This is a genomic window from Bacillus sp. 05T22, assembly GCF_056396765.1.
On the sequence record NZ_JBFTMC010000011.1, the window covers coordinates 1 to 24217 of the forward strand.

Here is a 24217-nt window from a genome sequence, read left to right on the forward strand (position 1 = left end):
CTCCCGTTCTATTCCGGTGCTGCAGAGCCGCTAAAATCCCGATACACGTAAAAAGACCTGTGAGAACATCTGAAATGGCAACCCCTACTTTTGCAGGCTCTTCATCCTTTCCTCCTGTTATACTCATAAGCCCACTCATTGCTTGAATCATATAATCATAGCCAGGAAGATGTGAAGCAGGACCCTTTTGACCAAACCCACTAATAGAAGCTAGAATAATGTCTCCCTTCACTTCCTGTAACACATCATAACCAAGTCCCATTCTTTCAAGTGTCCCAGGCTTGAAGTTTTGCACAACGATATCAGCATGAGAAACAAGCTTTTTCAAAATATCCTTTCCCATTTCTGATTTTAAATTTAATGTAAGCGACTCTTTATTGCGATTCGCACAAAGAAAATAAGCACTTTCTCCTTCTACAAAAGGCGGTCCCCATCCTCTTGTATCATCACCATTTCCTATATTCTCAACTTTAATTACCTCAGCCCCTAAATCACCGAGAATCATCGTACAAAAAGGACCGGCAAGAACCCGAGATAAATCAATAATTTTGATTCCGTGTAATGCTCCCTCCAACCCCTTCTCCTCCTATAGTAAAAACCAGTAAAACCAATGAGAAAAAAAGGAGACATGTTGGTTTTACTGGTTTGTATTTACACGCTATTGTATAAAATATTATTATGCTTTTACTTGTGATAATACGGATTTGAATGCATTGATCACTGTATCTACTTCTTCATAACTAATTGTAAGCGATGGTTCGATACGAATTGTTTTCGAATTGATTAATGTTCCTGCAACAAGAATTCCTTGATCAAACATCGCCTTCGATACTTCATAACCAATTTCATCCTTATGGAACTCAATACCAATCATTAAACCTTGGCCACGGATTTCAAATACTTTGTCTTCATGTCCTTCCGCTGCCTTTTTCAACCCTTTTAAGAAATACTCCCCAACTTCCGCAGCTCGTTCTGGTAATTTATCTTCCAATAATACATGGATTGTTGCAATTGCAGCAGCACATGCAAGTGGATTTCCACCAAACGTTGTTGTATGCATGAATGGATTTTCAAACCAGCTTTTGAATACTTTTTCTTTAGCAACAATTGCACCCGCTGGCATTACGCCCCCGCCAAATGCCTTTGCAAGACAAATAATATCCGGTACAACATCATATAATTCTGCAGCAAACATTTTCCCAGTGCGTCCCATTCCTGTTTGTACTTCATCAAAAATAAGTAGTGATCCGAATTCATCACAAAGCTCTCTCACTTGTTTCAAATAATTTTCTGGAGGTAAAATAATACCGCCCTCTCCTTGGATTGGTTCTAAAATAACAGCTGCAACATCTTCTCCAACTAACGCGCATGTTTCAAATGTTTTTCTCATCATATCAATATCACCAAATGGGACGTGACGGAAGCCTGGAATTAATGGTAAGAATGGTTTACGGAACATTCCTTTTGCTGTTCCAGATAAAGAACCAAGACTCTTACCGTGGAAAGCACGTGTTGTGGAAATGAAAGTTGTTCGCTCACTATACATTTTTGCTAATTTTAATGCTGCCTCTACACTTTCTGTCCCACTATTTGTAAAGAAAGCATATTTCAAATCACCAGGTGTAATATCCGCTAAAATTTTTGCAAGAATCGCACGAAGTGGATCTAGTAAGTCCTGACTATGCAATGCTTGACGCTTTAACTGATCCGTTACAGCTTTTACCACTTTGGGATTACGGTGTCCAACATTATAAATTCCGAATCCACCTAAACAATCAATATATTTTTTACCATTGATATCCATGAAGCAAGATCCTTCATCAGACCATTCTACTGCTGCAAATTGCCCATCTTTTGTTACTGTTTTTCTATATGCGAGGAAGCCAGGATTTACGTGTTCTCTAAATCCATCTACTGTTTCTTTTTGGATCCAGTTCGCCTCTTCTGCAGAAACTTTCTCTTTTTCAATTAGCTGCAGTACTTTTGTAATATAATCATTTACACTCGTATTCTTCACATCTTGTTCGTTAGATTTATTTTTCACATTCGTTCCCATCTATTTCACCTCTACAGTCTTTTTATTTGCAAACCAACCAATTGGTTCTACTTCTAGATTTATATTAATCTGCTTAATTTCTTGGAATTCCTCTAAACCAAACGTTCCTAAGCTACGACCGATACCACTTTGTTTATATCCGCCCCAAGGCGCCTCGTTGTATGTTGGGTGGTAACTATTAATCCACGTAATTCCTGCGCGGAGCTTACGGATTACACGCATCGCTTTAGCACCCTCAACTGTAAATACACCTCCAGCTAAGCCGTAATCTGTACCGTTTGCTAGTTCAATTGCTTCCTGTTCATTTTTGAATTTTTGGATAACTACAACAGGACCAAAAATTTCTTCCTGCACAATACGCATATCAGGTTTTACATTGACAAAGACCGTTGGTTCAATAAAGAAACCATCACCTTTCCCATCCGCCAGTATACGCTTTCCTCCGCAAACAATTTCTGCTCCTTCATCTTTTCCAATCTCTATATAGCGTAATACTTTTTCCATATGCTCTTGACTTACAAGTGGCCCCATCTCTGATTCTGGGTTATCACCAGGTCCAACATTAATTTGCTTTGCTCGTTCTACGAAACGATTAACAAATCTATCGTAAACGCTTTCTTCTACAAGAATTCTTGATCCTGCTGAACATACTTGTCCAGCACCTGCATAAATACCAAACAGAGCATAATCAACAGCTGTTTCAAAATCTGCATCTGCAAAAATAATATTTGGAGATTTCCCGCCAAGTTCTAGCGAAATCTTTTTCATATTATCTGCCGCTGTTCTCATAATGTGCTTTCCTGTTTTTGTTCCGCCCGTAAAGGAGATCATATCAACTTTATTACTTGCTGCGATCTCATTTCCTACTGTTGGCCCGGCACCCATTACCATATTGGCAACACCTTTTGGCAGCTCTACATTTTCCATTATTTCGAATAATTTTGTTGCAGTGATTGGTGTCACTTCAGAAGGTTTAAACACAATCGTGTTTCCAGCTGCTAAAGCAGGTGCAATTTTCCAGACACTCATTAATAATGGGTAATTCCAAGGAACGATTAAACCACAAACACCCACTGGCTCTCTCACTACCATAGCTTGCATCGGATCAGCTACATGATACGTTTGCCCATCCGGCTTTGTAATCAGCCCAGCATAATAGCGGAAACAAGCTGCTGCATCTCCAATATCTCCTTCAGCCTCTCGATATGTTTTTCCATTATCCATTGTTTCCAGACGCGCAAGTTCTTCCAAATTTTTATCAATTTCATCTGCTATTTTAAATAAATAAGATGCTCTTTCAGCAGCGGATGTTTCTGACCAAATCCCGCTATCAAAAGTAGCTCTTGCCACTTCAATCGCGTATTTCGCATCCTCGATCGTTCCTTCAGGTGCATATGCGATAACCTTGCCATTCGCAGGGTTAATAATCGGTCTTTTCTCTTGATTACTAGAATCTCTCCATTCACCGTTTAGATACATTTTTAAATCTAGCACTGTATATAATCCCCCTTTGTCAATCATTCATATATTATATAAGCAATAATTGTGCCAACATTTGAAATACGAAGCAATCATACAAAAACTGACGATTTCCTTAAATAACCTATACAAAGTTATGCATTTTCGCATAGATTATTACATTTCGCATAATTACAACAAAGAGAAGGGGCAGTCTATGTAGACTCCCCCTTTCTCCTTTAAAAATACGAAATTGTATCAACCGTTATTTCCTGTTCATTCATGATTTTTTGATATTTACGACTAACAGAAGACTGGCTTATCCCAAGAGCCTTCGCTGCCTTTGTTGTTGTTTTATACTGCTTCATCGCAAGTAAAATTAATTGTTCTTCTACAGAATGTAACGCTTCTTGTAATGGTAAAACTCTTGTAATCACCGGCTTTGATTTTTTAAAATCATATCCAGGAGTTAGAAATTTACTAACAAATTCAGCATCAATGACTGAATCATCTGCTGATACTACTAAACGTTCAATCATATTCTGTAATTCTCTTACATTTCCTGGCCAGGAATAAAACTCTAGTAAATTTAGTGCATCAGGAGTTAAATGATAGTTTTTATTATATTTTTCATTTAACTCTTGTAAAAAATGAAACGCGAGTAGTGGAACATCTTCCATTCGTTCTCTAAGTGGGGGAACTTGCAGCGGAATTACATTTAAGCGATAAAATAAATCTTCTCGGAACGTGCCCGCTTCGACCATTTTTTCAAGGCGTTTATTCGTGGCAGCAATAATTTGAACATTGATTTTCGTAGGTATTGTGCTTCCAATTGGAATTACCTCTTGTTCTTGCAATACTCTGAGTAATTTTACTTGCAGATGTAAAGGCATTTCTCCAATCTCATCCAAAAATAAAATCCCTTGATCCGCTCGCTTAAAATATCCTTCTTTTCCATTTTTATCAGCACCAGTAAAAGCACCTTTCGTATAACCGAACAGTTCGCTTTCTAACAACGTCTCTGGAATCGCACCGCAGTTTAATTTTAAAAACGGCTTTGAAGATCTGTTTCCAAGTTGATGAATCGCTTGTGCAATCACTTCTTTCCCAACACCTGATTCTCCAGAAATAAGAACATTTGAAGAAAAATCAGCTATTTTTTTTGCTTGAGTAATAATTTGCTCCATTTTCGGACTACAATAAATCAATTTCTTCAGAAAGCGATCTTTATTTTTAAAGCTGTCCAACTCTTTCTTATATTGTTCGGATATCTTTTTTATCTCATGCAATTCCGTCTTTAACCTTGTTGCTTCTGTAATATCTCTTGAGGCAATAATAATACGATGAAGCTCTCCATTTTCGTTAAACACAGGATTTCCAACGGCTAATATCTTTCTACCACTTTTTGTCTCTTGTACAATTGATACCTTTTTCTTTTGTTCTAGCACCAATCGCGTGACAGATGGACTAAATAATCCCTTCTTCTCTAAATCTAAAAGATTTTTTCCTAAAAGATCTTTCAAATCCCCTCCCCAAAAATCATTGATAATGGTTTCACTATAACGGATTAATTCCCCTTTATGATTAACTACTAATATTTCATCATAAATGCTAGATAAAATTGCATGTAAATCTTTATTTAAATCCTTTATATATTCAATTTCCATAGCCATATCCTCAACCATCGGTAAATCTTGCACAATAATGACCATTCCTTCAATTCTTTGATCGAAGTTTGGGATAGGACTGTAGTCAACTAATACCCCCATCTCATTTGTTATTTGTAATTGATTTAAAATCGTTTTTCCGGTTGCAAATACATTGCGAATATGTTCCCCATTAAAAATCTGTTCTGCTGGCACATTCATTACTTTTTCAGGAGTAGATTTAATCATCTTCAAACCAGATTCATTACAATTCACAATTTTCTTTTCACGGTCTACTACAAAAATCCCCATTGGAATAGACGTTAAGATGATTTTTAGTATATCTACACTTTTATTTTCTTGCTTAAATAATTCTGCAAAAACATCCTCTCTTCTTATGTATCCTGTTAACTCTCCTCTTTCATTTTTCACTATGGCAATAGGTGCCCCAATAATTTGAAAGAGAGCTGTTAAGGAAATGTTTTTGCTAAGATGACATATTGTATCTAGTGAAACAGCATTTGAAAGTAACATTTTAGTCGTTAAGCGCTTACTTCTTGATAGCAGCTCCTTAACATGGACGTATGCAAATAATTGATCTTCTCTTTTTAAAAACAGAAAAGATTCTTTCATATTTTCAGCATCTATATTCCATTCCTGTTCAGATTGATCGATCGATATGGAAACAATAGGTCTAATTTTGTTATGAGCAATGGAAAACATTCTGTTACTCCTCCTTTAAACTGCTTAACTTGTATTGTATCATTAAAATCTGATTTTTTTAATTAATCTGACAATATACTTTTTTTACTTACTTTAATAAAAAAAGGAAGATGAATAGTTCCATCTTCCTCCCTAAAATCAATCACTCCCACTAATTAAAAGATCTTCTTGAATATACGCTAATACCATACCTGGAATTACTTTATCTCCTGCTTCTACCTCTAAAGATTGTACTTCCCCACTACATCCCATTTTAATTACTTCTAGCTTACCATTCATATCTTTAATAGCAAACAATGGTTCCCATTCATAAATTCGAGAGTCCTTATCAATAGCAACTTTTTCAACTGTTCCATAGCATGGGCTCGTAACTATTTCATAATACAAAATGAATCATTCCCTTCCTTTATTCTATTAATATTGCTCTGCCAACATTTGTGACTGGAGAATCATATGAAAAAAGCTTTGAAAATCTTCTACATCTTCTATTTCAATTCCTAGCTTAGGTGCCCAGTATTGCTCTTCTTCGATATCTTCCTGACTTAATAAAATCATTCTTCCATTTTGAATAGATGTAACCATTGCTTTTCCAAAAAATTGCTGTGAATACGTGACTGCTATATCATAGCGATGATGATTCGACACAATACAGTAATAACCAATTGGTTGCTTTTCAATTTGTTCTAATAAAATGTCCAGTTTCATTTGATTCCTCCCTTTAGCTTAAAAATGCAACCATCCTCTTAGACGCGACGCTTCTACAATTTTACGAACCCCTTCTATATAAGCAGCAATTTTCATATTTACCCCAAACCGTTTTGAAGTATTAAATACATCAGAAAAGCTAGAGGTAATTTTTTCTTTTAAACATTGGTCTACATATTGCTCTGTCCAATAATATCCTTGGTTATTTTGGCACCACTCAAAATAAGAAACAATAACACCTCCAGAGTTCGCTAAAATATCCGGAACAACTAAAACATCTTTCTCTTCTAATATTGTTATCGCCTCTTTCGTTGTCGGACCATTTGCAGCCTCAATGATAATCTTACACCCAAGTCTTTCTGCATTATGTTTCGTAATTACTCCTCCAATTGCTGCTGGAATGAGTACATCACATTCTTTTTCTAGCAACTCTTGGTTAGAGATTGTTTTACTAAAGAGGTTCGATACAACACCAAAAGAATCTCGATTCTCTAATAAATAAGGAACATCTAGACCGTCTGAGTTATAAATGCCACCTAAAGCATCAGATACTCCTACTACTTTCACACCAATATCATATAAATATTTTGCCAAATGACTTCCAACGTTTCCAAACCCTTGAATGATTACCCGCATATTTTGAATTGGAATATGTTTTAATTCACTTACTAATTGGAGCGTGTATAATACCCCTTTAGAAGTAGCTGTTTCTCGCCCTTGTGATCCTCCTAGCATTAACGGCTTTCCAGTAATAAAACCAGGAGAATCAAATTCCCTAATATGATCATACTCATCCAGCATCCAAGCCATAATCTGAGCATTTGTATACATATCAGGAGCTGGAATATCTTTAGTAGGTCCAACAATTTGGCTCACTGCTCTTACATAGCCACGGCTAAGTAACTCTAATTCTCTAAAGCTCATCTTCTGCGGATCACAAATAATTCCGCCCTTTGCTCCTCCATATGGAAGTCCTGTAACTCCGCATTTTAAGCTCATCCATCCTGCCAACGCTTTTACTTCCTCTGCTGTAACATCTGGATGAAACCTGATACCACCTTTTGTTGGCCCTGCTGCATCATTATGCTGAGCGCGATATCCTTGAAATACCTTTGTTGTTCCATCATCCATTCGAACAGGAATACTTACTTCTAAAAAACGCATCGGCTTCTTAAGAAACTCGAATACTTCCTCTGGATAATGCAAAACATGGAGTGCTTCTTTTAATATGGCTTGAAATTCCTCTAAAGCATTTTCCGACTCAACTTTTTCTTGAATAGATTGTGTTACATCCTCTTTTTCTGATTGAATTGCCACGATAACACCTCATTTATTTATTTTTACTAGTGTTATAAAGCAATAATCGTGCCAACTGGAAATATAATGTTTATATTATCGTTTCAACCTCAACTCTTTCCCTTATTTACAAAATGTCTCACGTTCTTTATGAATAGTTGAATGATTTATTCATTATTGCATAATTGTAGACTCTACAAAATTAAAAACACCGGATAAATCCCGATGTTTTTTATTATTTTACATTTCCTGCACTTCTTCAAAATGCATTTGCGGAGGTGCTGAACGAAACATGTTCGTAATATATAAAAGATAACCGATTCCAATGGCAGCCCAGCTAAGTCCAAGAATAAGCGAATGAATATTGAGGTTAAACCATAACACAGCCACTGTACCTGCACCTAAAATAGGCATAACTAAGAAATTCAAAAAATCTTTTGTTGTTTTATATCTTTTTTGCTTTATAACATAGTAGGAAATTACAGATAAATTAACAAATGTAAATGCAATAAGCGCTCCGAAGTTAATAAGAGATGCTGCTGTTTCTAAATCAATAAACATAGCAGAGAGCGCAATAATTCCCACAAAAATAATGTTATATACTGGAGTTCGCAAGCGAGGATGAATGTATCCAAATATCTTCTGCGGAATTACATTATCTCGCCCCATTACGTATAATAATCGCGATACACTTGTATGAGAAGCTAAGCCTGATGCTATTGTTCCCATAAATGTTCCTACTAAAAAGAAAGTTTGAAATAATTTTCCTCCGACGTATAATGCAATTTCTGGAGCTGCTGATTCTTGATCTTTAAATACGGATGCATCTGGAAAAAAGGATTGTGTAAAGTACGTAGTGACAATGAATAAAATTCCGCCAATTAAAGCAGTAAGAAAAATAGCTCGAGGAATCGTCTTCTTTGCGTTTGGTGTTTCTTCTGAAAATGTAGTTACTGCATCAAAACCTAAAAATGAAAAACACAGAATAGTTGCCCCTGCAACTAACGGTGATATTTGTATATCTGATTGGAAAAACGGCTGAATGGAAAAGACTTCTCCGGTTCCCTCTCCTGCTATCAAACCTTTTATAACTAGAAAAACAAACACAGCCATTACTAGCACTTGAAATGTTACTAGGAACGTATTGAAATTAGCAGTAACATTTACACTAATAATATTGATAAGTGTAATAAGTAGGACAAATCCAATGACCCATGCCCAATCTGGAACACTTGGAAAAAGTGCTGACATATAAATTCTCGTTAATAGTGCGTTCACCATTGGTAAAAACAAATAATCCAATAATGCTGACCATCCAACAAGAAAACCAAGTCTTGCACTAATTGTCTTTTGTGTATAAGTATAAGCAGATCCTGCAGTAGGAAAAACCTTTACCATTTTGCCGTAGCTTGCAGCTGTAAATAACATCCCCGCTAATGCAATTAAATAAGCTCCTGGAACATGCCCGCCCGTTTTTTCAGAAACGATTCCAAATGTATCAAATCCTACCATTGGTGTCATATACCCGACACCTAGCATAACAATTGACCAAAGTCCTAATGAACGTTTTAACCCAACTCCTTTTCCCACCTATCATTCCTCCTACTTTCTCTATCTAATTTTCATGTAAAGATTGATAACTAAACAGAAAACGCTTTCAACGAACAGCGTATGTTATATATGTCATTTCAAAAACCTCCTTTATTTTTTAAATATTCATGCAATTTTCGAGCCAAAATTGCCTTTGTTAAAAAATTTACTAAACAGCCCTATTTTTTTATGGTCCAATGAAATTACGGGTGGGATTATGTTTCTAATTGCATCGTTATTTTTCTATTCATTTTGACATAACTTATTCAATCTCTCATACCAATAAATACAAATGAAGTGAAACTTTAATCAGTCGGCGAATAAAAACTTACCATGAGATAATAACATTATGTAAACTATTCATAACAAAAAAGCTGCCTTTATATGAAAGACAGCTTTTTCAATCTTATCTATTAAAAATCGAATACGAAATCATCGTCTGATAACTTTTCAACATTTGTTGCTTTTACATAACCATTCCCTTTTACAGAGAAGAAATCATGGTTTTTCGTATCTGTACGTAAACCGTTTAATACGATTGGGTTAATTTCTTCTTCCTCAAAGCGTGGTTCTAATCCTAAGTTCATAAGCCCTTTATTCGCATTGTAACGAACAAAGCGATTTACATCTTCAACAAGACCAATGGATGTATAAATTTCTTCTGTATATGCCATTTCAATTTCATACAGTTCTATCAATAACTCTTGTGTTTCTTTTTGCACTTCTTGTTTTTCTTCCGCAGAAAGTTCCGCGAAGATTTGTTGTGCTAAAATACCAACGAATACGCCGTGAATTGACTCGTCACGAATTATTAAGTTAATAATTTCACCACTCGCTGTTAACTTTCCTTGTCCTGCTAAGTAAAGCGGATAGAAAAATCCGCTATAGAACAAGTAACTTTCTAAGAATACACTTGCTACCATAGCCATGTATAATTCTTTTTTCGTTACTTGTGGCTTCAATAAACGACGATAATAACCTGTAATAATACCCGCTTTTTTCTCAAGTAATGGATGGCTATCTACCCATTCAAAGATCTCATCAATTTCTTCTTCTGTTGCGAGTGTCGTAAAGATATGACTGTAACTCTTCGCATGTACTTCTTCCATAGCACCCATGAAAGCTAATACACTTTTCGCTTGTAAATTCTCAAGATGAACAAGTACAAGTGGCATCCCTTCGCCGCCTTGCTTCGTATCTAAAAGTGTTAAACCACCTAATACACGCTTATACGCAATTTGCTCTTCTTTTGATAATTGCACCCAAGTATTTTTGTCAGAAGATACAGCGATCTCTTCTTCTGTCCAAAACTGAGCGATGTTTTGCTTCCAAAACATTAAACTAAAATCGTCTTCTTTTTTGTTCCAGTTTACCGCGCGCATTGAATCGCCCCTTCTCTCTATAATTAAGCTCTTCTAACTTGCGGTAAAGCTTTCACTTTACGATGAAAACTTAACCGCAAGTTAGACATCTTAAATTTTATAACTAAGCATGAGCAGGGTCAGAAAAACCCTGCTCATGATGTCTTACTCTTTATTTTGTATATCAATCAATTATAGTTTGCATCAAACTGTACAAGCAACGCACTCTTCCACGCTTAACTTACGTGTTCTTGTATAATACAAACTCTTTAGACCTTTTTTATGTGCATAGATGTAATAACGTGCTAATTCACGCGTAGAAATATCGCTATTTACATAAAGAATTGTACTAATTCCTTGGTCAATATGCTCTTGAATTTCTGCGATTAAATCAATTAGTTTAAACTGATTGATATCGTAAGAAGATTTATAATACCAGAACGTATCTTTTGATAAATACGGCATTGGGTAATATGTTGTCGCATTCGCATACGTTCTTGATTCAATTTGACTTACGATCGGCATTACGCTTGAAGTTGCATTTTGCACGTAACTGATCGATTGTGTCGGAGCGATAGCCAATCTATATGAGTTGTATAAACCGTGCTTCTGTACTCCCTCTTTTAGACTTGTCCAATCTTCTTTTGTTGGAATATAGATTCCTTCAAATAACTGCTGTACTTTCTCAGTTACAGGACTATAGTCTGTTGTTTCATACTTTTCAAAGTATGAGCCATTTGCATAATCCGACTTATCGAAGTCTTTAAATGTTTCGCCCTTTTCTTTCGCAATACCCATACTCTTTTCAATGGAGTAGTAATTTAACATCATAAAGAATGTACGAACAAATTCTTTCGCTTCTGCACTTTCATAAGCAATTTTATTTTTCGCTAAATATCCATGTAAGTTCATAGCACCAAGTCCAACTGAATGAAGCTCATCATTTGCTTTTTTCACAGTCGGCGCGTTTGGAATAACAGTCATATCAGAAACAGCTGTTAATGCTTCCATTCCTGCATGAACTGCTTCACGAATTTCTTTATTCTCCATTACGTTTACAATGTTTAATGATCCTAAGTTACAGTTAATATCACGGCGGATAATGTCATCTGTACCATAGTCATTAATTTCAGATGTTTCTTGTAACTGGAAGATTTCGGTCTCTAATGTTCAACTGAGGTCGCTACTCTCAATCCGTTGCTCAAGCAACTGCTGTATGTCACCATACAGGACAGACTATATCATCACCTACAGCATAACCTGATTAGGTGCTCCGCTTTTCGAACGCCAATCGCTTGCGCTCTACTCCCATATGGGATAGTCGTTAGGCTTTTACTTATCTTAATCTTTCAGAAAGTCTCTTATTATTTTATGTTGTTCTGTAATCTATGCACCATACAAAATAATAAGATACCTTCTGAATCGCATACGATTCATTCTAAGATAAGACTTAGCACGGTAGGTTACCTCTCATTGAGGCTTTCCCCGTTTAACGGAGTTTTCGACTAGCATTTCTACTAGAAGGTGCTACATATTTAACACAAGTTCGACATCTTCACAGTTCCAATATCTTTTAAAGGATGTTGCTTATTTGCATTTGATTTAAACATTAAGTATGGATAACCAGACTCAAGTTGAATCATTGCGATCTTAATGAGCATATCACGCGCACTAATATCAAGTGGCTTCTTCTTCACATTCGGATTGCTCATTAGTTCATCATACATCTCGTCGATGTCTATATCATCTAAATGTTTTCCGTACTCTTTATATACCGTATAAGGTGCGAAAACATGGAATGGTTCGTTTTTCTCTGCAAGCTCAAAGAACTTACTTGGAACGATAATACCGATTGATAGAGACTGAATACGGCTCTTCTCATCGGCATTTATTTTTTTTGTATCAAGGAATTCAATAATATCCCAATGGAAAATGTTTAAATATACCGCACCGGCACCTTTTCGTTGACCCAACTGATTCGCATATGAAAACGAATCTTCAAGCAATTTCATAACTGGTACAACACCGCTTGCTGCGTTATCAATGCCTTTAATTTGCTCACCGCGTGCGCGTAGCTTAGAAAGATTTAAAGCAACTCCGCCACCAATTTTCGATAGCTGCATCGCTGTATTGATATTAAATCCAATCGAATTTAAGCTATCATCCATCTCTAACAAGAAACAAGACACCATTTCTCCTCTTCTGCTTCTTCCTGCATTCAAAAAGGTTGGTGTCGCTGGTTGGTAGTTTTGTTTTACAATCATGCTTGCAAATTGTTTTGCTTTATTAACATCGCCGCGTCCTAAGTATAATGACACAATTGATACACGATCTTCGTAGCTTTCTAAGTATTGTTTTTGATTATTTGTTTTTAATGCATAATCCTTATAAAACTTAGATGCCGCCATATAAGATTGGAACTCGAAGTTTTCACCGTATGCAACGTTGTATACTTCCTCTACTTCCTCCAACTTATACTCGTCCAGAACGTTGTAATAGTAATCGTGCTTATTCATATACTCGATTCGCTCTGCCACGCTATCAAAATGAACGGTATTCGCTCTCGCTTCTTCCATAAAGACTTCTAATGCTTCTTTATCTTTATGAAGCTGGTAGAAACCGTCTTGCATTTGCGTGATTTCATTATTCAGTTCAATGTGTCGCAATCTCCCGCACCCTTTCTTTAAAATATTCTACATCTTTATTTGTTCCAGATAACTCAAATTTTGATACAATAGGTACTTCGTATCTGGATGAGATTTTATCTGCACTTGCTCCGAACATATCTCCCCAGTTGCGATTGCCACTTGCAGATACGCCTTTTAAATTTGTATTATTGCGTTCTAAAAATTCTAAAACACGTTCCGGCACATTTCCAAAACCTGTTGTATACGTAATAAGAACAAAATCTTCRTCTAATACTAGATCGTCATTAATTTGAACGGCCGGCATATTTAATTTGTGGATGAAACGCTTCACGTTTCCTGTCATAGAATCATATGCAACTAACATTTCCGACCCTCCCCTTCTTTCTTTAATATCTAGATGTCGTTTCATGATTTCTCTATATATTGTATTATGTTTCAAAACAAGACACAAGATATATGTATAAATTCTTTCTTTTTTTAACTTTTACTTTTCGACATGACAAGTCCTTTTTTTCAATACAAAGACTATGAAACAACATTCTAAAACTCATGTCAATAAAGTGCTTTTCGAAAAAGTTGTCAACGAATTTAATCATATTTACAAAAATGTTATCAATATGTTTTGTCAAAAAACAGTAAATGCTGGAGAAATATATTTCTCCAGCATCACATAAAAAAGAACAGAATTTACGAGATAATCTGTTCGAAACCGGTTACACATTATTCAGATCACACAAGTAAGGACTTCTCTCTCTTGTGAATTAAACATTTATTAAATCGAGTACATATACTTTCTTTTTTGTTACACAATAAAACATATCATTATAATGAAAAGGACAATTATTATGGCACACCAATTTATTCGTTAGTGTGATGAGAATTTTAAAAAGACTGTACACAAAGCATCGCTCATTCGCAATGTTCAATACGTAAAATATCCTTTATAAATAAATGATGTAAATTTTCGTCTTTATCTTGCATTGTAAATACTGGCGCTTCTTCATCAAAATATACAACTATTCCCTCTACATATTGATTCATATGCTGAAATTTCACAGTTGCTCGAATGTGAATTTCTTGCTCATATGCTACTTTCAATTTTTCTATAACTTCTTCTGTACGTTTCTCAGGAAACATAACCATTCCTACGAATCGTTTTTCTGTACCATCTTTCCACATGTAGTCCCAGTGCGGTAAAATACTTTGTTTAAATTCTCCCATAATTCTCCTCTCCTTTTCCTTCTATTAAGAACGCGGTGTTTCTATATATGTATAAATAATTTTCCCGCCGTGCTGTGCATTCCCACTGAAATGTTTAAAATCTTCTCGATTTACTACAACCTCCCGAAACGCATAAAATACATCCTTAGTTACAATATACTCTTCTATCTCTCCATTTTTCAGTTGATCTAAAATTGTATTTGCTAATTGTTTATCCATGTATTTCACCTCTCTGCAATATTTTATCCTATCTTCCACAAGTCGACAATGCTAAATTTCTTACATTCACAGCAAGTATCATATACTACCATAACGGTTCATCTATACTGAATCAATTCGATATTCAAGCTTATCCTATAAAATTCAAGAAATTGATGAATAACTGGTTGAAACTTTATTTTATGTTACAATAAGAATGACAACTAGGAGGGATACTATGATTCGGAAAGCAAAAAAGACAGATGCGAAGGCAATATCTCCTTTATTGTATAACGCTCTGCATGAAATTGCTGAAAAAATCACAGGTGGGAGAACAGGAACAGAAGTCTTGACAGGGCTTGAAACTTGGTTTTCAAAAAAAGAAAATCGACTTAGCTACGAGAACTGTTTCGTTGAAGAACAAGATGGACAAGCAATTGGAATCATCGTAGCCTATCATGGCAGCCATGCAAAACAACTAGATACTCCCATTGTAAAACACTTACGAAAAATCCATCAAGATTCATCTATTACGCTAGAAAAAGAAGCTGAGCTCGATGAATATTATATTGACACATTATCCGTTTCAAACACATATGGCGGACGAGGAATCGGCTCAAAATTGATTAAAGCAGCAGAAAATGATGCCTATGAAAAAGGCTATGAGAAAATTGCATTACTTGTAAATTTAGAAAACAATCGAGCTTTCTCTTTATATAAAAAACTTGGCTACCAAGAGGATAAAACGGTTATGCTTGTTGGAGAGCCATATGCTCATTTAGTGAAACCACTATATAAAAAAGCTTTCGTTTCTTAAAAAAAAGCACACGATTCTTTATTGTAATCGTGTGCCTTTATGTTAAATTGGTATTCAATATATTTCCATTCATCGCTTCATGAAATGTATATTCTGTACAACTCCATGGCTTCCCATAAAAAATAGGCGGACCAGACCATCCTCTAGCACGTAGCTCAGCCCCAATCATCGTATTAAAATAACTGTGCCCTATGAGCGCAATATGCCCATGTACTAACGCATATCCGACTAATGTATCAGCTGCTTGCTTCGCTCTTCCTTGTACTTCACGATAAGACTCAACACCTTTAGAATATCCAACCATCCATAATGTACGCCCAATAAATGTCCATACTTCCGGTTTGCACTTCACCCATTTCGGAACAAAGAAACTAGATGGTACTTCTGCCTCTCGAAAAAGGGAGCTTTGTATAAAAGAAAGAGAATTCGTTAATTCTGCCGCTGACTGTACCGCACGTTTTTGATTACTCGTTACAATAAGCTTCGCAGATTCGATTACTTCAACCGTCTCAATTGGTATGTCCATACTTTTTTTCATACCGTCTAAATCGTACTGCTCCATCCATTTGTGGAACGATGATACTGTCATTGATTCTGTAACATTGTTCAAGCGACCGTGACGAATAAAAGAAATTCGCATCTTCTCCACTCTCCATTCACCGCTCATCACCTATATTATTATGCACTTTTTCTTATTATCATCATACCATGGAGAAAGAGAAAGTCATACTTCCTTACATATCCGCACCGCTCTCATGAGTAACAGAAGCATGCATACCATCTAATCCATCAAAATATGTATCTGTTTCATGGAWACGAATTATTTTTAATTGCTTATATGAAAATAAGAATAAAAGGATCATTATAAAACTTCCTACAATTTCAAACAACATTTTTACCGCCCCCAGTTTATTATACCCCTATATACTGATATAAGCACTTTTTTATCAATTCCCTCTCCTAAAATAGAAAAATACTTTATACATTTCTTATGAAAAATGACTATTTTTTGAAATTTTCTTATGGAAACATTTACAAACAGGGGAATATAGTTCAAAATAAAGGGAAATAAAAAAGAACAACATTGTTCTTTTTTTGGTAAAACTGTAACAAGGAGAGTTGCTTATGAAAACCGCAGAAACTGGAGATATTATCGAATTTAAAGGTGGAATGCAAGGCCGTGTTCAAAAAGTAAATAAAAACTCCGTTATTGTCGATATAACAATCATGGAGAATTTTAGAGAACTAGATATGGAACCTCTTACAGTTGTAAATCACAAAAACTATACAGTTATCAATCAACATGCATAATATAATAGAAAAAAAGGATCTGTATGTATCATACAGATCCTTTTTTCATTAACGATTATCGATTGTTTCAGGATATAAATCGTGATTCATCATGCGATATTCTGCCATTTTTTCATATTTTGTACCAGGACGACCATAGTTACAATATGGATCAATCGAGATACCACCACGTGGTGTGAATTTCCCCCACACTTCAATATAACGTGGATCCATTAATTTGATTAAATCATTCATAATGACATTCATACAATCTTCATGAAAATCTCCATGGTTACGGAAACTAAATAAATATAATTTTAATGATTTACTCTCCACCATTTTTTGCTCTGGAATATAACTAATATAGATCGTTGCAAAATCTGGTTGTCCTGTTTTTGGACATAAGCTTGTAAATTCAGGACAGTTGAACTTTACAAAATAATCACGGTTTGGATGATTATTATCAAATATCTCTAAAATTTCTGGGCTATATTCAAATAAATATTTTGTATTTTGGTTTCCAAGTAACGTTACATCTTTTAAATCTTCATCTAATCTTCCTGCCATTTTTCATACATCCCTTCAATTCGATTCCTTATACGCCTCGTTTATTTCCCCACACTAACGCGTGAAGCTGAGGTAATACTTTTGCGTCATTCATTTCTTTGCAATGAACAGCTTTTTCAATGAGCCATTCATATTTTTGTAGTAAATTCCTGATAAGCATTGCATCATCCACTGTTTTTGTATCATCATTTCCAACTTGTAAGAAAAACGGTACGTGCGGATAACGCTCATGCACTTTTATCGCATATTCAAAATCGTGATCATCAAATACAACGACTTTTAAGCTAAAATCTTTTCCTGCTAATCTTTCAATAACAGAATCCAGCATAATAAAATCAGTTTTCATCTGTGAGCTTGGTGGCTTTGGCGAAATTGTTATTTCGTCAATATGAAGCAACCATTCCTGCCATTTACTTCCTTGCGTCTCAATGGCGGTGCGAATTTGTTTTTCTTGTAATAAAGACAGAAAATCGTCTATATTTTTCAACAACACTGGATTCCCACCTGAAATCGTTACATGTGAAAAATTTTCCCCACCAATTTCTACAAGCTCACTCCATATCTCCTCGGGAGTCATTTGCCGAATTTGTTCTTTCGCTGATCCATCCCATGTAAAGGACGAATCGCACCACGCGCAACTATAGTCACAACCTGCTGTACGAATGAACATCGTCTTTTGTCCAACAACCATTCCTTCACCTTGAATGGTCGGCCCGAAAATTTCCAGAACAGGAATTTTACTCACCGATCATCCACTCCCGTCTTACTTCCGCATAACTTGTTGGTGTTTCAAATAGACGAACAAATTCAACCCGTGCTCCTTTATATTCATTTGCACGGTCTTCTTTTGTAAGTGCCTCTACCATCTTCTCATATATCCAAACGACCATATTTTCAGCTGTCGTATTCATCGCTGGTAATGTTTCATTTAAATAACGATGATCCAAATAAATTTCTATTTCATTTTTCCAAATTTCTTTTATATCTCCAAAGTCAATAGCAAGTCCAATCTCATTTACATATCCACTAATTCCAAAAACAACTTTGTATGTGTGACCATGTAAATTTTTACATTTCCCTTCATAACAGTGCAAATGATGCGCTGCATCAAATGTAAATTCCTTACTTACCATCACTCGTTTATTATGATATTTCAGTTGTTCACGTTGAATGTCCTTGTCCACTTTTTGTAAATTTTCTACAATGCGAAATCCAAAAAAATTTTGTTCCATTATGCGTTCGCTCCTTCGCGTTCTTGTAAATACGTATCTAAACCTGCTTTACGAAGTTTACAAGCTGGACATTCACCGCAGCCATCACCGATTATTCCGTTATAACATGTTAATGTTTTTTCTCTAACAAACTCAAATGCGCCAAGTTCGTCTGACAATTTCCATGTTTCTGCTTTATCAATCCACATAAGTGGTGTATGAATAACAAATGGATAATCCATAGATAAATTTAAAGTAACGTTTAACGATTTCACAAATACATCACGACAATCAGGGTAACCGCTAAAATCTGTTTCACATACGCCCGTTACAATATGACGTGCTCCAACTTGTTTTGCTAGCACAGCTGCAAATGATAAGAATAGTAAATTTCGTCCATCTACAAATGTTGATGGCAATTCACCTTCTTCATGTGTAATCTCCATATCCGTCCTCGTTAACGCATTTGGAGCAAGTTGATTTAATAGGCTCATGTCAAGTACTGTATGTTTAATTCCTAACTCTTTCGCAATATCAGCTGCACAGTCAATTTCTAACTTATGACGTTGATTATAATTAAATGTCACAGTTTCGACCTCTGCGAACTGCTGCATTGCCCAAAACAAACATGTTGTACTATCCTGGCCACCACTAAAAACGACAACTGCTTTTTCTTTTTTCATCTCACTCATTCTCCTTCTCTACTACGAATAAGAAGAAAGAACGTTCTTGAACTGTCACAATAAAAAAACAAAACAATACCTAAGGATATTGTTGTTTCCATAGTTTTTTATAGAGGGAGTTCGCGAACCTCTCCCATGTTATACATGGAATTTCTTCTTTCATTAACAACACATATTGTAACATACTGCACATATCCAGAAAAACATCTGATTTTTCTGTCTTTTTTTCAGGATTAAGATTCATTTTCTTGTATTTTAATAGTATGATTATACTTATATAAATCCATTTTGATTTTCCAACATATAAGTCGCTGCTATAAAGAACAAAAGGTGACCGCTACTTATTTTCTCTCTTTGTTTTCACTTTGCATGGGGCAGAAAGAAGGGCTGACTGCTTCTATGCATGGCCGGATGCTCTCTCACCTAAAAGGAAAGGTTTTATGTCGGTTTTTCAATTTGTACTTATATAACACCATACATATGAAAATAGGGAGGAGATAAACCTGAAACTCTTTATTATTTATCTCTTTTTAAACATATTATCCATCCTCGTTATGATGCTAATATACCACTCATTTTGGAATCAAAAAGGGAAACATTCACCTAAATTAAATTCAACCGTATTTATATTATTTTGCAGTGCTGCAACAATTCTTTGTATTTCTTTTGCAGCAAGGATGGATAATGGATTTCAATTTGATATGCGTCATATTGTATTAATTGTTAGTACATTAACAGGAGGTCCTATTGCGGGTGGATCGATTTTAGCTGTATTAAACATATACCGTTTTTTATTAGGAGGCATAGGAGTTTTTCCATCTATTATAGCTTCCATTTTCTTATATATTATTCTCCTTGCCACATACAGACTCTTTCAAAGAGGGAGCAATCATATAAAAGTAGTACTTGCTATTTTATATAGTTTTGTATACGTATTTAGCTGGATTCCTTTTTTCCTTGCTGAAGTTCCTAACAATGAATATTACCTCACTTATATTATTGTGTATGAATTATGTACCATCATTGGTACCATTCTTATTCTTTATTTACTAAACGTACTACAATTACAAATACGCCTACAAGAAGAACTGATTAACRCTGAAAAATTTCACCTAATCGGAGAAATGGCTGCCTCTATCTCTCATGAAGTTCGTAATCCTTTAACTTCARCGAAAGGTTTTTTACAACTCCTACAATCCGAAGAATGCTCTGAAGAAGATCGAAAATTATATACAGAAATTGCTATACGTGGTATTGAACAAGCAAATCACGTACTCACAGATTATCTAACATTTGCAAAACCAAGTATAGAAAAAGAACAAGTATTACAAATCGAAGATGAATTACTTCATGCTGTATCTCTCATTACTCCACTAGCTAATTTGACAAATGTTCGTATAACTTACACAAAGCAAAGCAATATCTTTTGTATTTCTGGAGAAAAACAAAAATTTAACCAATGCTTATTAAACATTTTAAAAAATTGTATTGAAGCCATGCCAAAAGGGGGAGATCTTATTCTCACATTAATACCGAGTCATACACAGATACAGTTGTCCATAAAAGATACTGGTATTGGCATGGATCTAGAACAACTAAAACGTCTTGGTTCTCCCTTCTATTCAACGAAAGAAAAAGGCACTGGACTTGGGATGATGGTCGTATTCAGCATCGTAAAAGCAATGGGTGGAAAAATCGATATTACAAGTGAAAAAGACATTGGTACAACCTTTCTATTAACTTTCCCACTCATACAAAAAACGTGATGAAATCATCACGTTTTTTCCGTTTCATCAACAAGTTCCGCAAAAGTCTTTACTTTCCCATGCGGTTTTTGATTTTCTTTTCGTGCCTTCCAACTACGCTCTTGCTCTTTCTTTTTGTGTGACATGCTTTCAACTCCTTCTATGTTCTCTTTATGTATTATTCCAAAATAAAAGATAAAAATATGCATCAATCCAGTTTCTTCATCCTCCACTAATAATTAGTCCTCATTAATTAGGATTTTATAAGTGGTTTATCCCCTACCCATCTTCTTTTTCTGCATCTTGAGGAGTGGATATTACTACCCTCGAAGAGCCGGGATAAATAAGAAGAAGCGGGATAATTACTACCTCGCTTCTTCTTATTTATTCAATATAGTTCCCATGTAAATGGGAATTTTTCTTTACCTTTGCAAAATCGCATATTTTGCTTCTTTTAACTGTGTAAGATGGCGTTGTTCATGTAAATCAAGGAATTGAATCCATTGATATAGATTAAGCTCCTGAAACACAGGATGTTTTAACGAATTTTCGAACAATTCTTTTTCGTCTATAATACTATGCAGCGTATGCAATAATTCTGCGCGTGAATGTTCGAGTAATTGAATTCCTTGTTGTTTTTTCATTAATGTTTCTGTTGGTTGCATTTGTTGAGGAGCTTCTCGTTTATATGTTCGATCAAGAGTAAGTTGGAGATCCTTGAGTGGAACTACTTTTCTGTCTTTTTTCTGTAAAGCATACACAAGGGATGAAGTGACAGATTGTTCAATTAGGTGTAGATGATGCATAATTTGAATGATACTCCATTTATCACGGCGCGGTTTTACATTCACTTCCGTATCATTTAACATCTCAATTTCTGATAATAGTGTGTTTCTTGTAGATTGTAACGATTGCAGCAAAGTTTCCAAACTAACATTCATATTAGATTGAAGCATAATTCTCCCCCCTCTTTTTTGGTAAAAAAGGGTGTTTCCAACTTAGAAACACCCTTTGAATAAATCTGAATTTTCTTATATTATCTCATTGTTTTATGAATGTGTCGATTACAAAATGTGAAAAAAACAAGGTTGATTTTTACAATTTTGTGTCATCCACTGCATGTAACCACGCTTGAATCTCAGTGATTACGCCTTGCACACACCCATCTGTAAATGGAGATGTCAAATTCGCAATTTCTACTAATTGTAAGAAGGATTGACTTCCACCCTTTTGACAAAGGTTCACATAGTCTTCCCACGCTTCTTGTCTATTGTCTCTTGCTCGCTTCCAAAATTGCAGTGCACAAATTTGAGCCAATGTATAATCAATATAGTAGAAAGGTGAGCTATAAATATGCCCTTGACGCTGCCAGAAACCACCGCGTTCTAAATAATCATTGTCTTCATAGTCTCGATGTGGTAAGTACTTTCTTTCAATATTACGCCATGCCGCTTTGCGATCCTCTGGAGATGCTTCCGGATTTTCATATACATAATGTTGATATTCATCAACAGATACACCGTATGGTAAAAATAGAAGTGCTGAACTTAAATGAGAGAAATAATATTTATCCGTATCTTCCTCAAAGAATAATTTCATCCATGGCCACGTGAAAAATTCCATACTCATAGAATGAATTTCACACGCTTCGTACGTTGGCCAATTGTACTCTGGAATTTCAAACTTCCGGCTCTCATATACTTGAAACGCATGACCTGCCTCGTGTGTTAACACATCAATATCACCTGATGTCCCATTAAAGTTCGAGAAAATAAACGGAGCTTTATAATTTTCAATGTATGTACAATAACCGCCACCAGCTTTTCCTTTTTTCGCAACTAAGTCTAATAATTCATTATCTAACATAAAGTTGAAAAACTCATCTGTTTCTTTTGATAATTCTTTATACATTGTCTTCCCATGATTAATAATCCACTCTGCATCTCCCTTTGGAGTCGGATTACCTGTTGCATATTCAAAATTCTCATCATAGTAAGCAAGCTTTTCTACACCAATGCGTGCTTGCTGCCTTTTTCGTAATTCTGTCGCAACTGGAACGATGTAATCTAGTACTTGTTTACGATAATTTGCAACCATTTCCGCATTATAATCTGTGCGATACATTCTTGCATATCCAAGTTCAACAAAGTTTTTAAAACCAAGTGTTTTCGCAATCTTCGTTCTTACTTTTACAAGTTCATCATAAATACGGTCTAACTCTTCTTCATGCTCTTCTAAAAAACCATAATAAGCTTCACTTGCTCTTTTACGCATATCTCTATCCGTATGTTGCATAAAAGGTCCAAGTTGTGATAATGTTCTCTCTTCTCCTTCAAAATCAATTTTTGCAGCCGCTAAAAGTTGTGTATATTGCGAAGATAATTTATTTTCTAATTGTAAATCTTTCACAACCTCATCTGAATATGTTTTTGAATCACATTCTGCTAAAGCAAATAATTGTTTCCCATAATAAGCCTCCAATTCATCACGAAACGGAGAATTCATCAATGCTTTATAATATTTCGTTACATAGCCTTGTACAATCGGAGAATACTCATCAAAAAAATCTTGTTCTTCCTTATAAAACGGATCCGTTGTATCAACAGAATGGCGGATATGACAAATATTTCCCATTGTACCAAAATCATTGCGAATCTCATTAATTACACCAATTACTTGCTTTTGCTCTTCTACCGTCTTTACATTCTCAAACTGTTCTAAAGCTACAGTGAATTTTTCTTGCAACTCTTCCGTATTTGGGCGTTTATATTCATAGTTCTTAAATGACATGAATATGCCTCCTCTCAATTATATGTATCCTTACTATAATTCCATTTCCTTTTCTGAATCTCCTTTTATTCTTCAACAGAATCCATTAGAAACTGTAACATTCCATCCATACTTCTTGTAGAACAGTGAATGAAATTACTATTCATTTTCTCCTTTTGTTTTCACTTGGCATGAGGCTGAAAAAGGATCTGACCGCTTCTACGCATGGCCGG

The 24217-nt window shown here is 35.3% G+C and carries 25 protein-coding genes, 1 pseudogene and 1 riboswitch; of the genes and pseudogenes, 3 read left to right on the plus strand and 23 right to left on the minus strand.

The window, feature by feature from the left end; translation table 11 throughout:
* From AC1DIT_RS05820 to AC1DIT_RS05885, 14 genes and pseudogenes are all read right to left on the minus strand, one after another.
* Positions 1–574, minus strand: a 574-nt coding sequence (locus AC1DIT_RS05820) for a CaiB/BaiF CoA transferase family protein (RefSeq protein WP_476998100.1), incomplete at its 3' end; no start/stop codon positions are given.
* Between the two features lie 102 nt (positions 575–676).
* Positions 677–2056, minus strand: a complete 1380-nt coding sequence (locus tag AC1DIT_RS05825; RefSeq protein WP_016132628.1) for a putrescine aminotransferase — start codon at positions 2054–2056, stop codon at positions 677–679.
* Positions 2057–3550 (minus strand): aldehyde dehydrogenase family protein, encoded by a 1494-nt coding sequence (locus AC1DIT_RS05830; RefSeq protein WP_016132627.1) that lies wholly within the window; start codon positions 3548–3550, stop codon positions 2057–2059.
* Between the two features lie 203 nt (positions 3551–3753).
* Positions 3754–5883: a sigma 54-interacting transcriptional regulator gene (locus AC1DIT_RS05835; protein ID WP_016113954.1), complete on the minus strand. Its 2130-nt coding sequence runs from the start codon at positions 5881–5883 to the stop codon at positions 3754–3756.
* A 138-nt stretch (positions 5884–6021) separates the two neighbouring features.
* On the minus strand, positions 6022–6270 hold the full coding sequence (locus AC1DIT_RS05840; RefSeq protein ID WP_016113953.1) for a biotin/lipoyl attachment domain-containing protein: 249 nt from the start codon (positions 6268–6270) through the stop codon (positions 6022–6024).
* Positions 6271–6297: 27 nt separating this feature from the next.
* Entirely contained in the window at positions 6298–6588 is a 291-nt protein-coding gene (locus AC1DIT_RS05845) for an SAV0927 family protein (protein ID WP_016113952.1), read from the minus strand.
* Between the two features lie 18 nt (positions 6589–6606).
* A complete protein-coding gene (locus tag AC1DIT_RS05850) occupies positions 6607–7905 on the minus strand; it encodes a Glu/Leu/Phe/Val family dehydrogenase (protein WP_016113951.1) in 1299 nt (432 codons plus the stop codon).
* Positions 7906–8124: 219 nt separating this feature from the next.
* Entirely contained in the window at positions 8125–9474 is a 1350-nt protein-coding gene (locus AC1DIT_RS05855) for an APC family permease (RefSeq protein ID WP_016113950.1), read from the minus strand.
* A gap of 413 nt (positions 9475–9887) precedes the next feature.
* Positions 9888–10856 carry a class 1b ribonucleoside-diphosphate reductase subunit beta gene (gene nrdF / locus AC1DIT_RS05860; protein ID WP_016113949.1) on the minus strand — a complete coding sequence of 323 codons (969 nt, stop codon included), beginning with the start codon at positions 10854–10856 and terminating at the stop codon, positions 9888–9890.
* A 183-nt stretch (positions 10857–11039) separates the two neighbouring features.
* Positions 11040–11990 (minus strand): ribonucleotide reductase large subunit, encoded by a 951-nt coding sequence (locus AC1DIT_RS05865; protein ID WP_306471790.1) that lies wholly within the window; start codon positions 11988–11990, stop codon positions 11040–11042.
* 383 nt (positions 11991–12373) lie between these two features.
* Positions 12374–13501, minus strand: a pseudogene (locus AC1DIT_RS05870) (ribonucleotide reductase N-terminal alpha domain-containing protein); the annotation flags it as partial.
* Positions 13488–13847 carry a class Ib ribonucleoside-diphosphate reductase assembly flavoprotein NrdI gene (gene nrdI, locus AC1DIT_RS05875; protein ID WP_016113946.1) on the minus strand — a complete coding sequence of 120 codons (360 nt, stop codon included), beginning with the start codon at positions 13845–13847 and terminating at the stop codon, positions 13488–13490. The gene nrdI and the pseudogene AC1DIT_RS05870, both read right to left, overlap by 14 nt.
* A gap of 545 nt (positions 13848–14392) precedes the next feature.
* Positions 14393–14704 (minus strand): hypothetical protein, encoded by a 312-nt coding sequence (locus AC1DIT_RS05880; RefSeq protein ID WP_016132626.1) that lies wholly within the window; start codon positions 14702–14704, stop codon positions 14393–14395.
* A 24-nt stretch (positions 14705–14728) separates the two neighbouring features.
* Entirely contained in the window at positions 14729–14923 is a 195-nt protein-coding gene (locus AC1DIT_RS05885) for a hypothetical protein (protein WP_016113944.1), read from the minus strand.
* Positions 14924–15140: 217 nt separating this feature from the next.
* Here AC1DIT_RS05885 and AC1DIT_RS05890 point away from each other — a divergent pair, with 217 nt between their 5' ends.
* Positions 15141–15719: a GNAT family N-acetyltransferase gene (locus AC1DIT_RS05890; RefSeq protein WP_016113943.1), complete on the plus strand. Its 579-nt coding sequence runs from the start codon at positions 15141–15143 to the stop codon at positions 15717–15719.
* Positions 15720–15756: 37 nt separating this feature from the next.
* On the opposite strand, the gene AC1DIT_RS05895 is transcribed toward AC1DIT_RS05890, so the two are convergent.
* Both AC1DIT_RS05895 and AC1DIT_RS05900 read right to left on the minus strand, forming a co-directional pair.
* Positions 15757–16359, minus strand: a complete 603-nt coding sequence (locus AC1DIT_RS05895; protein ID WP_016113942.1) for a histidine phosphatase family protein — start codon at positions 16357–16359, stop codon at positions 15757–15759.
* A gap of 94 nt (positions 16360–16453) precedes the next feature.
* The gene (locus AC1DIT_RS05900; RefSeq protein WP_476998101.1) at positions 16454–16612 is read right to left on the minus strand and encodes a hypothetical protein; all 159 of its coding nucleotides are present in this window, start codon (positions 16610–16612) and stop codon (positions 16454–16456) included.
* 232 nt (positions 16613–16844) lie between these two features.
* Between AC1DIT_RS05900 and AC1DIT_RS05905 the strand changes: the two genes are divergently transcribed.
* Positions 16845–17030 (plus strand): YkvS family protein, encoded by a 186-nt coding sequence (locus AC1DIT_RS05905; protein ID WP_003196089.1) that lies wholly within the window; start codon positions 16845–16847, stop codon positions 17028–17030.
* A gap of 48 nt (positions 17031–17078) precedes the next feature.
* Here AC1DIT_RS05905 and queF read toward each other — a convergent pair whose 3' ends face one another.
* Genes queF through queC form a run of 4 tightly spaced genes read right to left on the minus strand, consistent with a single transcriptional unit; the run spans position 17079 to position 19470 of the window.
* On the minus strand, positions 17079–17576 hold the full coding sequence (gene queF, locus AC1DIT_RS05910) for a preQ(1) synthase (protein ID WP_016113940.1): 498 nt from the start codon (positions 17574–17576) through the stop codon (positions 17079–17081).
* Positions 17577–17604: 28 nt separating this feature from the next.
* Positions 17605–18321, minus strand: coding sequence for a 7-carboxy-7-deazaguanine synthase QueE (gene queE / locus AC1DIT_RS05915; RefSeq protein WP_016113939.1), 717 nt, complete (start codon positions 18319–18321; stop codon positions 17605–17607).
* Complete coding sequence (queD, locus tag AC1DIT_RS05920; protein WP_016113938.1) at positions 18314–18808, minus strand: 6-carboxytetrahydropterin synthase QueD; 495 nt, start codon at positions 18806–18808, stop codon at positions 18314–18316. Before queD ends, queE begins: the two co-directional genes overlap by 8 nt.
* The gene (gene queC / locus AC1DIT_RS05925) at positions 18808–19470 is read right to left on the minus strand and encodes a 7-cyano-7-deazaguanine synthase QueC (protein ID WP_016113937.1); all 663 of its coding nucleotides are present in this window, start codon (positions 19468–19470) and stop codon (positions 18808–18810) included. The genes queD and queC overlap by 1 nt, the downstream gene beginning before the upstream one ends.
* Positions 19471–19563: 93 nt before the next feature.
* Positions 19564–19607: riboswitch (PreQ1 riboswitch) on the minus strand.
* Between the two features lie 420 nt (positions 19608–20027).
* Here queC and AC1DIT_RS05930 point away from each other — a divergent pair.
* A complete protein-coding gene (locus AC1DIT_RS05930) occupies positions 20028–21236 on the plus strand; it encodes an ATP-binding protein (RefSeq protein WP_476998105.1) in 1209 nt (402 codons plus the stop codon).
* 8 nt (positions 21237–21244) lie between these two features.
* Here AC1DIT_RS05930 and AC1DIT_RS05935 read toward each other — a convergent pair whose 3' ends face one another.
* The 3 genes from AC1DIT_RS05935 to AC1DIT_RS05945 form a co-directional block, all read right to left on the minus strand.
* On the minus strand, positions 21245–21361 hold the full coding sequence (locus AC1DIT_RS05935) for a DUF6254 family protein (RefSeq protein WP_000018497.1): 117 nt from the start codon (positions 21359–21361) through the stop codon (positions 21245–21247).
* Between the two features lie 276 nt (positions 21362–21637).
* Complete coding sequence (locus AC1DIT_RS05940) at positions 21638–22171, minus strand: DinB family protein (RefSeq protein ID WP_016113935.1); 534 nt, start codon at positions 22169–22171, stop codon at positions 21638–21640.
* A gap of 139 nt (positions 22172–22310) precedes the next feature.
* Positions 22311–24005 carry a M3 family oligoendopeptidase gene (locus AC1DIT_RS05945; protein WP_016131266.1) on the minus strand — a complete coding sequence of 565 codons (1695 nt, stop codon included), beginning with the start codon at positions 24003–24005 and terminating at the stop codon, positions 22311–22313.
* Positions 24006–24217: the final 212 nt, after the last annotated feature.

Excerpts from the sequence above, each read along its gene's own strand:
- AC1DIT_RS05880 (WP_016132626.1), bottom strand. The coding sequence starts at position 14,704 with ATGGGAGAATTTAAACAAAGTATTTTACCGCACTGGGACTACATGTGG.
- nrdF (WP_016113949.1), bottom strand. The coding sequence starts at position 10,856 with ATGCGCGCGGTAAACTGGAACAAAAAAGAAGACGATTTTAGTTTAATG.
- AC1DIT_RS05825 (WP_016132628.1), bottom strand. The coding sequence starts at position 2,056 with ATGGGAACGAATGTGAAAAATAAATCTAACGAACAAGATGTGAAGAAT.
- AC1DIT_RS05945 (WP_016131266.1), bottom strand. The coding sequence starts at position 24,005 with ATGTCATTTAAGAACTATGAATATAAACGCCCAAATACGGAAGAGTTG.
- AC1DIT_RS05935 (WP_000018497.1), bottom strand. The coding sequence starts at position 21,361 with ATGTCACACAAAAAGAAAGAGCAAGAGCGTAGTTGGAAGGCACGAAAA.
- AC1DIT_RS05905 (WP_003196089.1), top strand. The coding sequence starts at position 16,845 with ATGAAAACCGCAGAAACTGGAGATATTATCGAATTTAAAGGTGGAATG.
- queC (WP_016113937.1), bottom strand. The coding sequence starts at position 19,470 with ATGAAAAAAGAAAAAGCAGTTGTCGTTTTTAGTGGTGGCCAGGATAGT.
- AC1DIT_RS05845 (WP_016113952.1), bottom strand. The coding sequence starts at position 6,588 with ATGAAACTGGACATTTTATTAGAACAAATTGAAAAGCAACCAATTGGT.
- AC1DIT_RS05895 (WP_016113942.1), bottom strand. The coding sequence starts at position 16,359 with ATGCGAATTTCTTTTATTCGTCACGGTCGCTTGAACAATGTTACAGAA.
- AC1DIT_RS05940 (WP_016113935.1), bottom strand. The coding sequence starts at position 22,171 with ATGCTTCAATCTAATATGAATGTTAGTTTGGAAACTTTGCTGCAATCG.
- AC1DIT_RS05835 (WP_016113954.1), bottom strand. The coding sequence starts at position 5,883 with ATGTTTTCCATTGCTCATAACAAAATTAGACCTATTGTTTCCATATCG.
- AC1DIT_RS05890 (WP_016113943.1), top strand. The coding sequence starts at position 15,141 with ATGATTCGGAAAGCAAAAAAGACAGATGCGAAGGCAATATCTCCTTTA.
- queF (WP_016113940.1), bottom strand. The coding sequence starts at position 17,576 with ATGGCAGGAAGATTAGATGAAGATTTAAAAGATGTAACGTTACTTGGA.
- queD (WP_016113938.1), bottom strand. The coding sequence starts at position 18,808 with ATGGAACAAAATTTTTTTGGATTTCGCATTGTAGAAAATTTACAAAAA.
- AC1DIT_RS05885 (WP_016113944.1), bottom strand. The coding sequence starts at position 14,923 with ATGGATAAACAATTAGCAAATACAATTTTAGATCAACTGAAAAATGGA.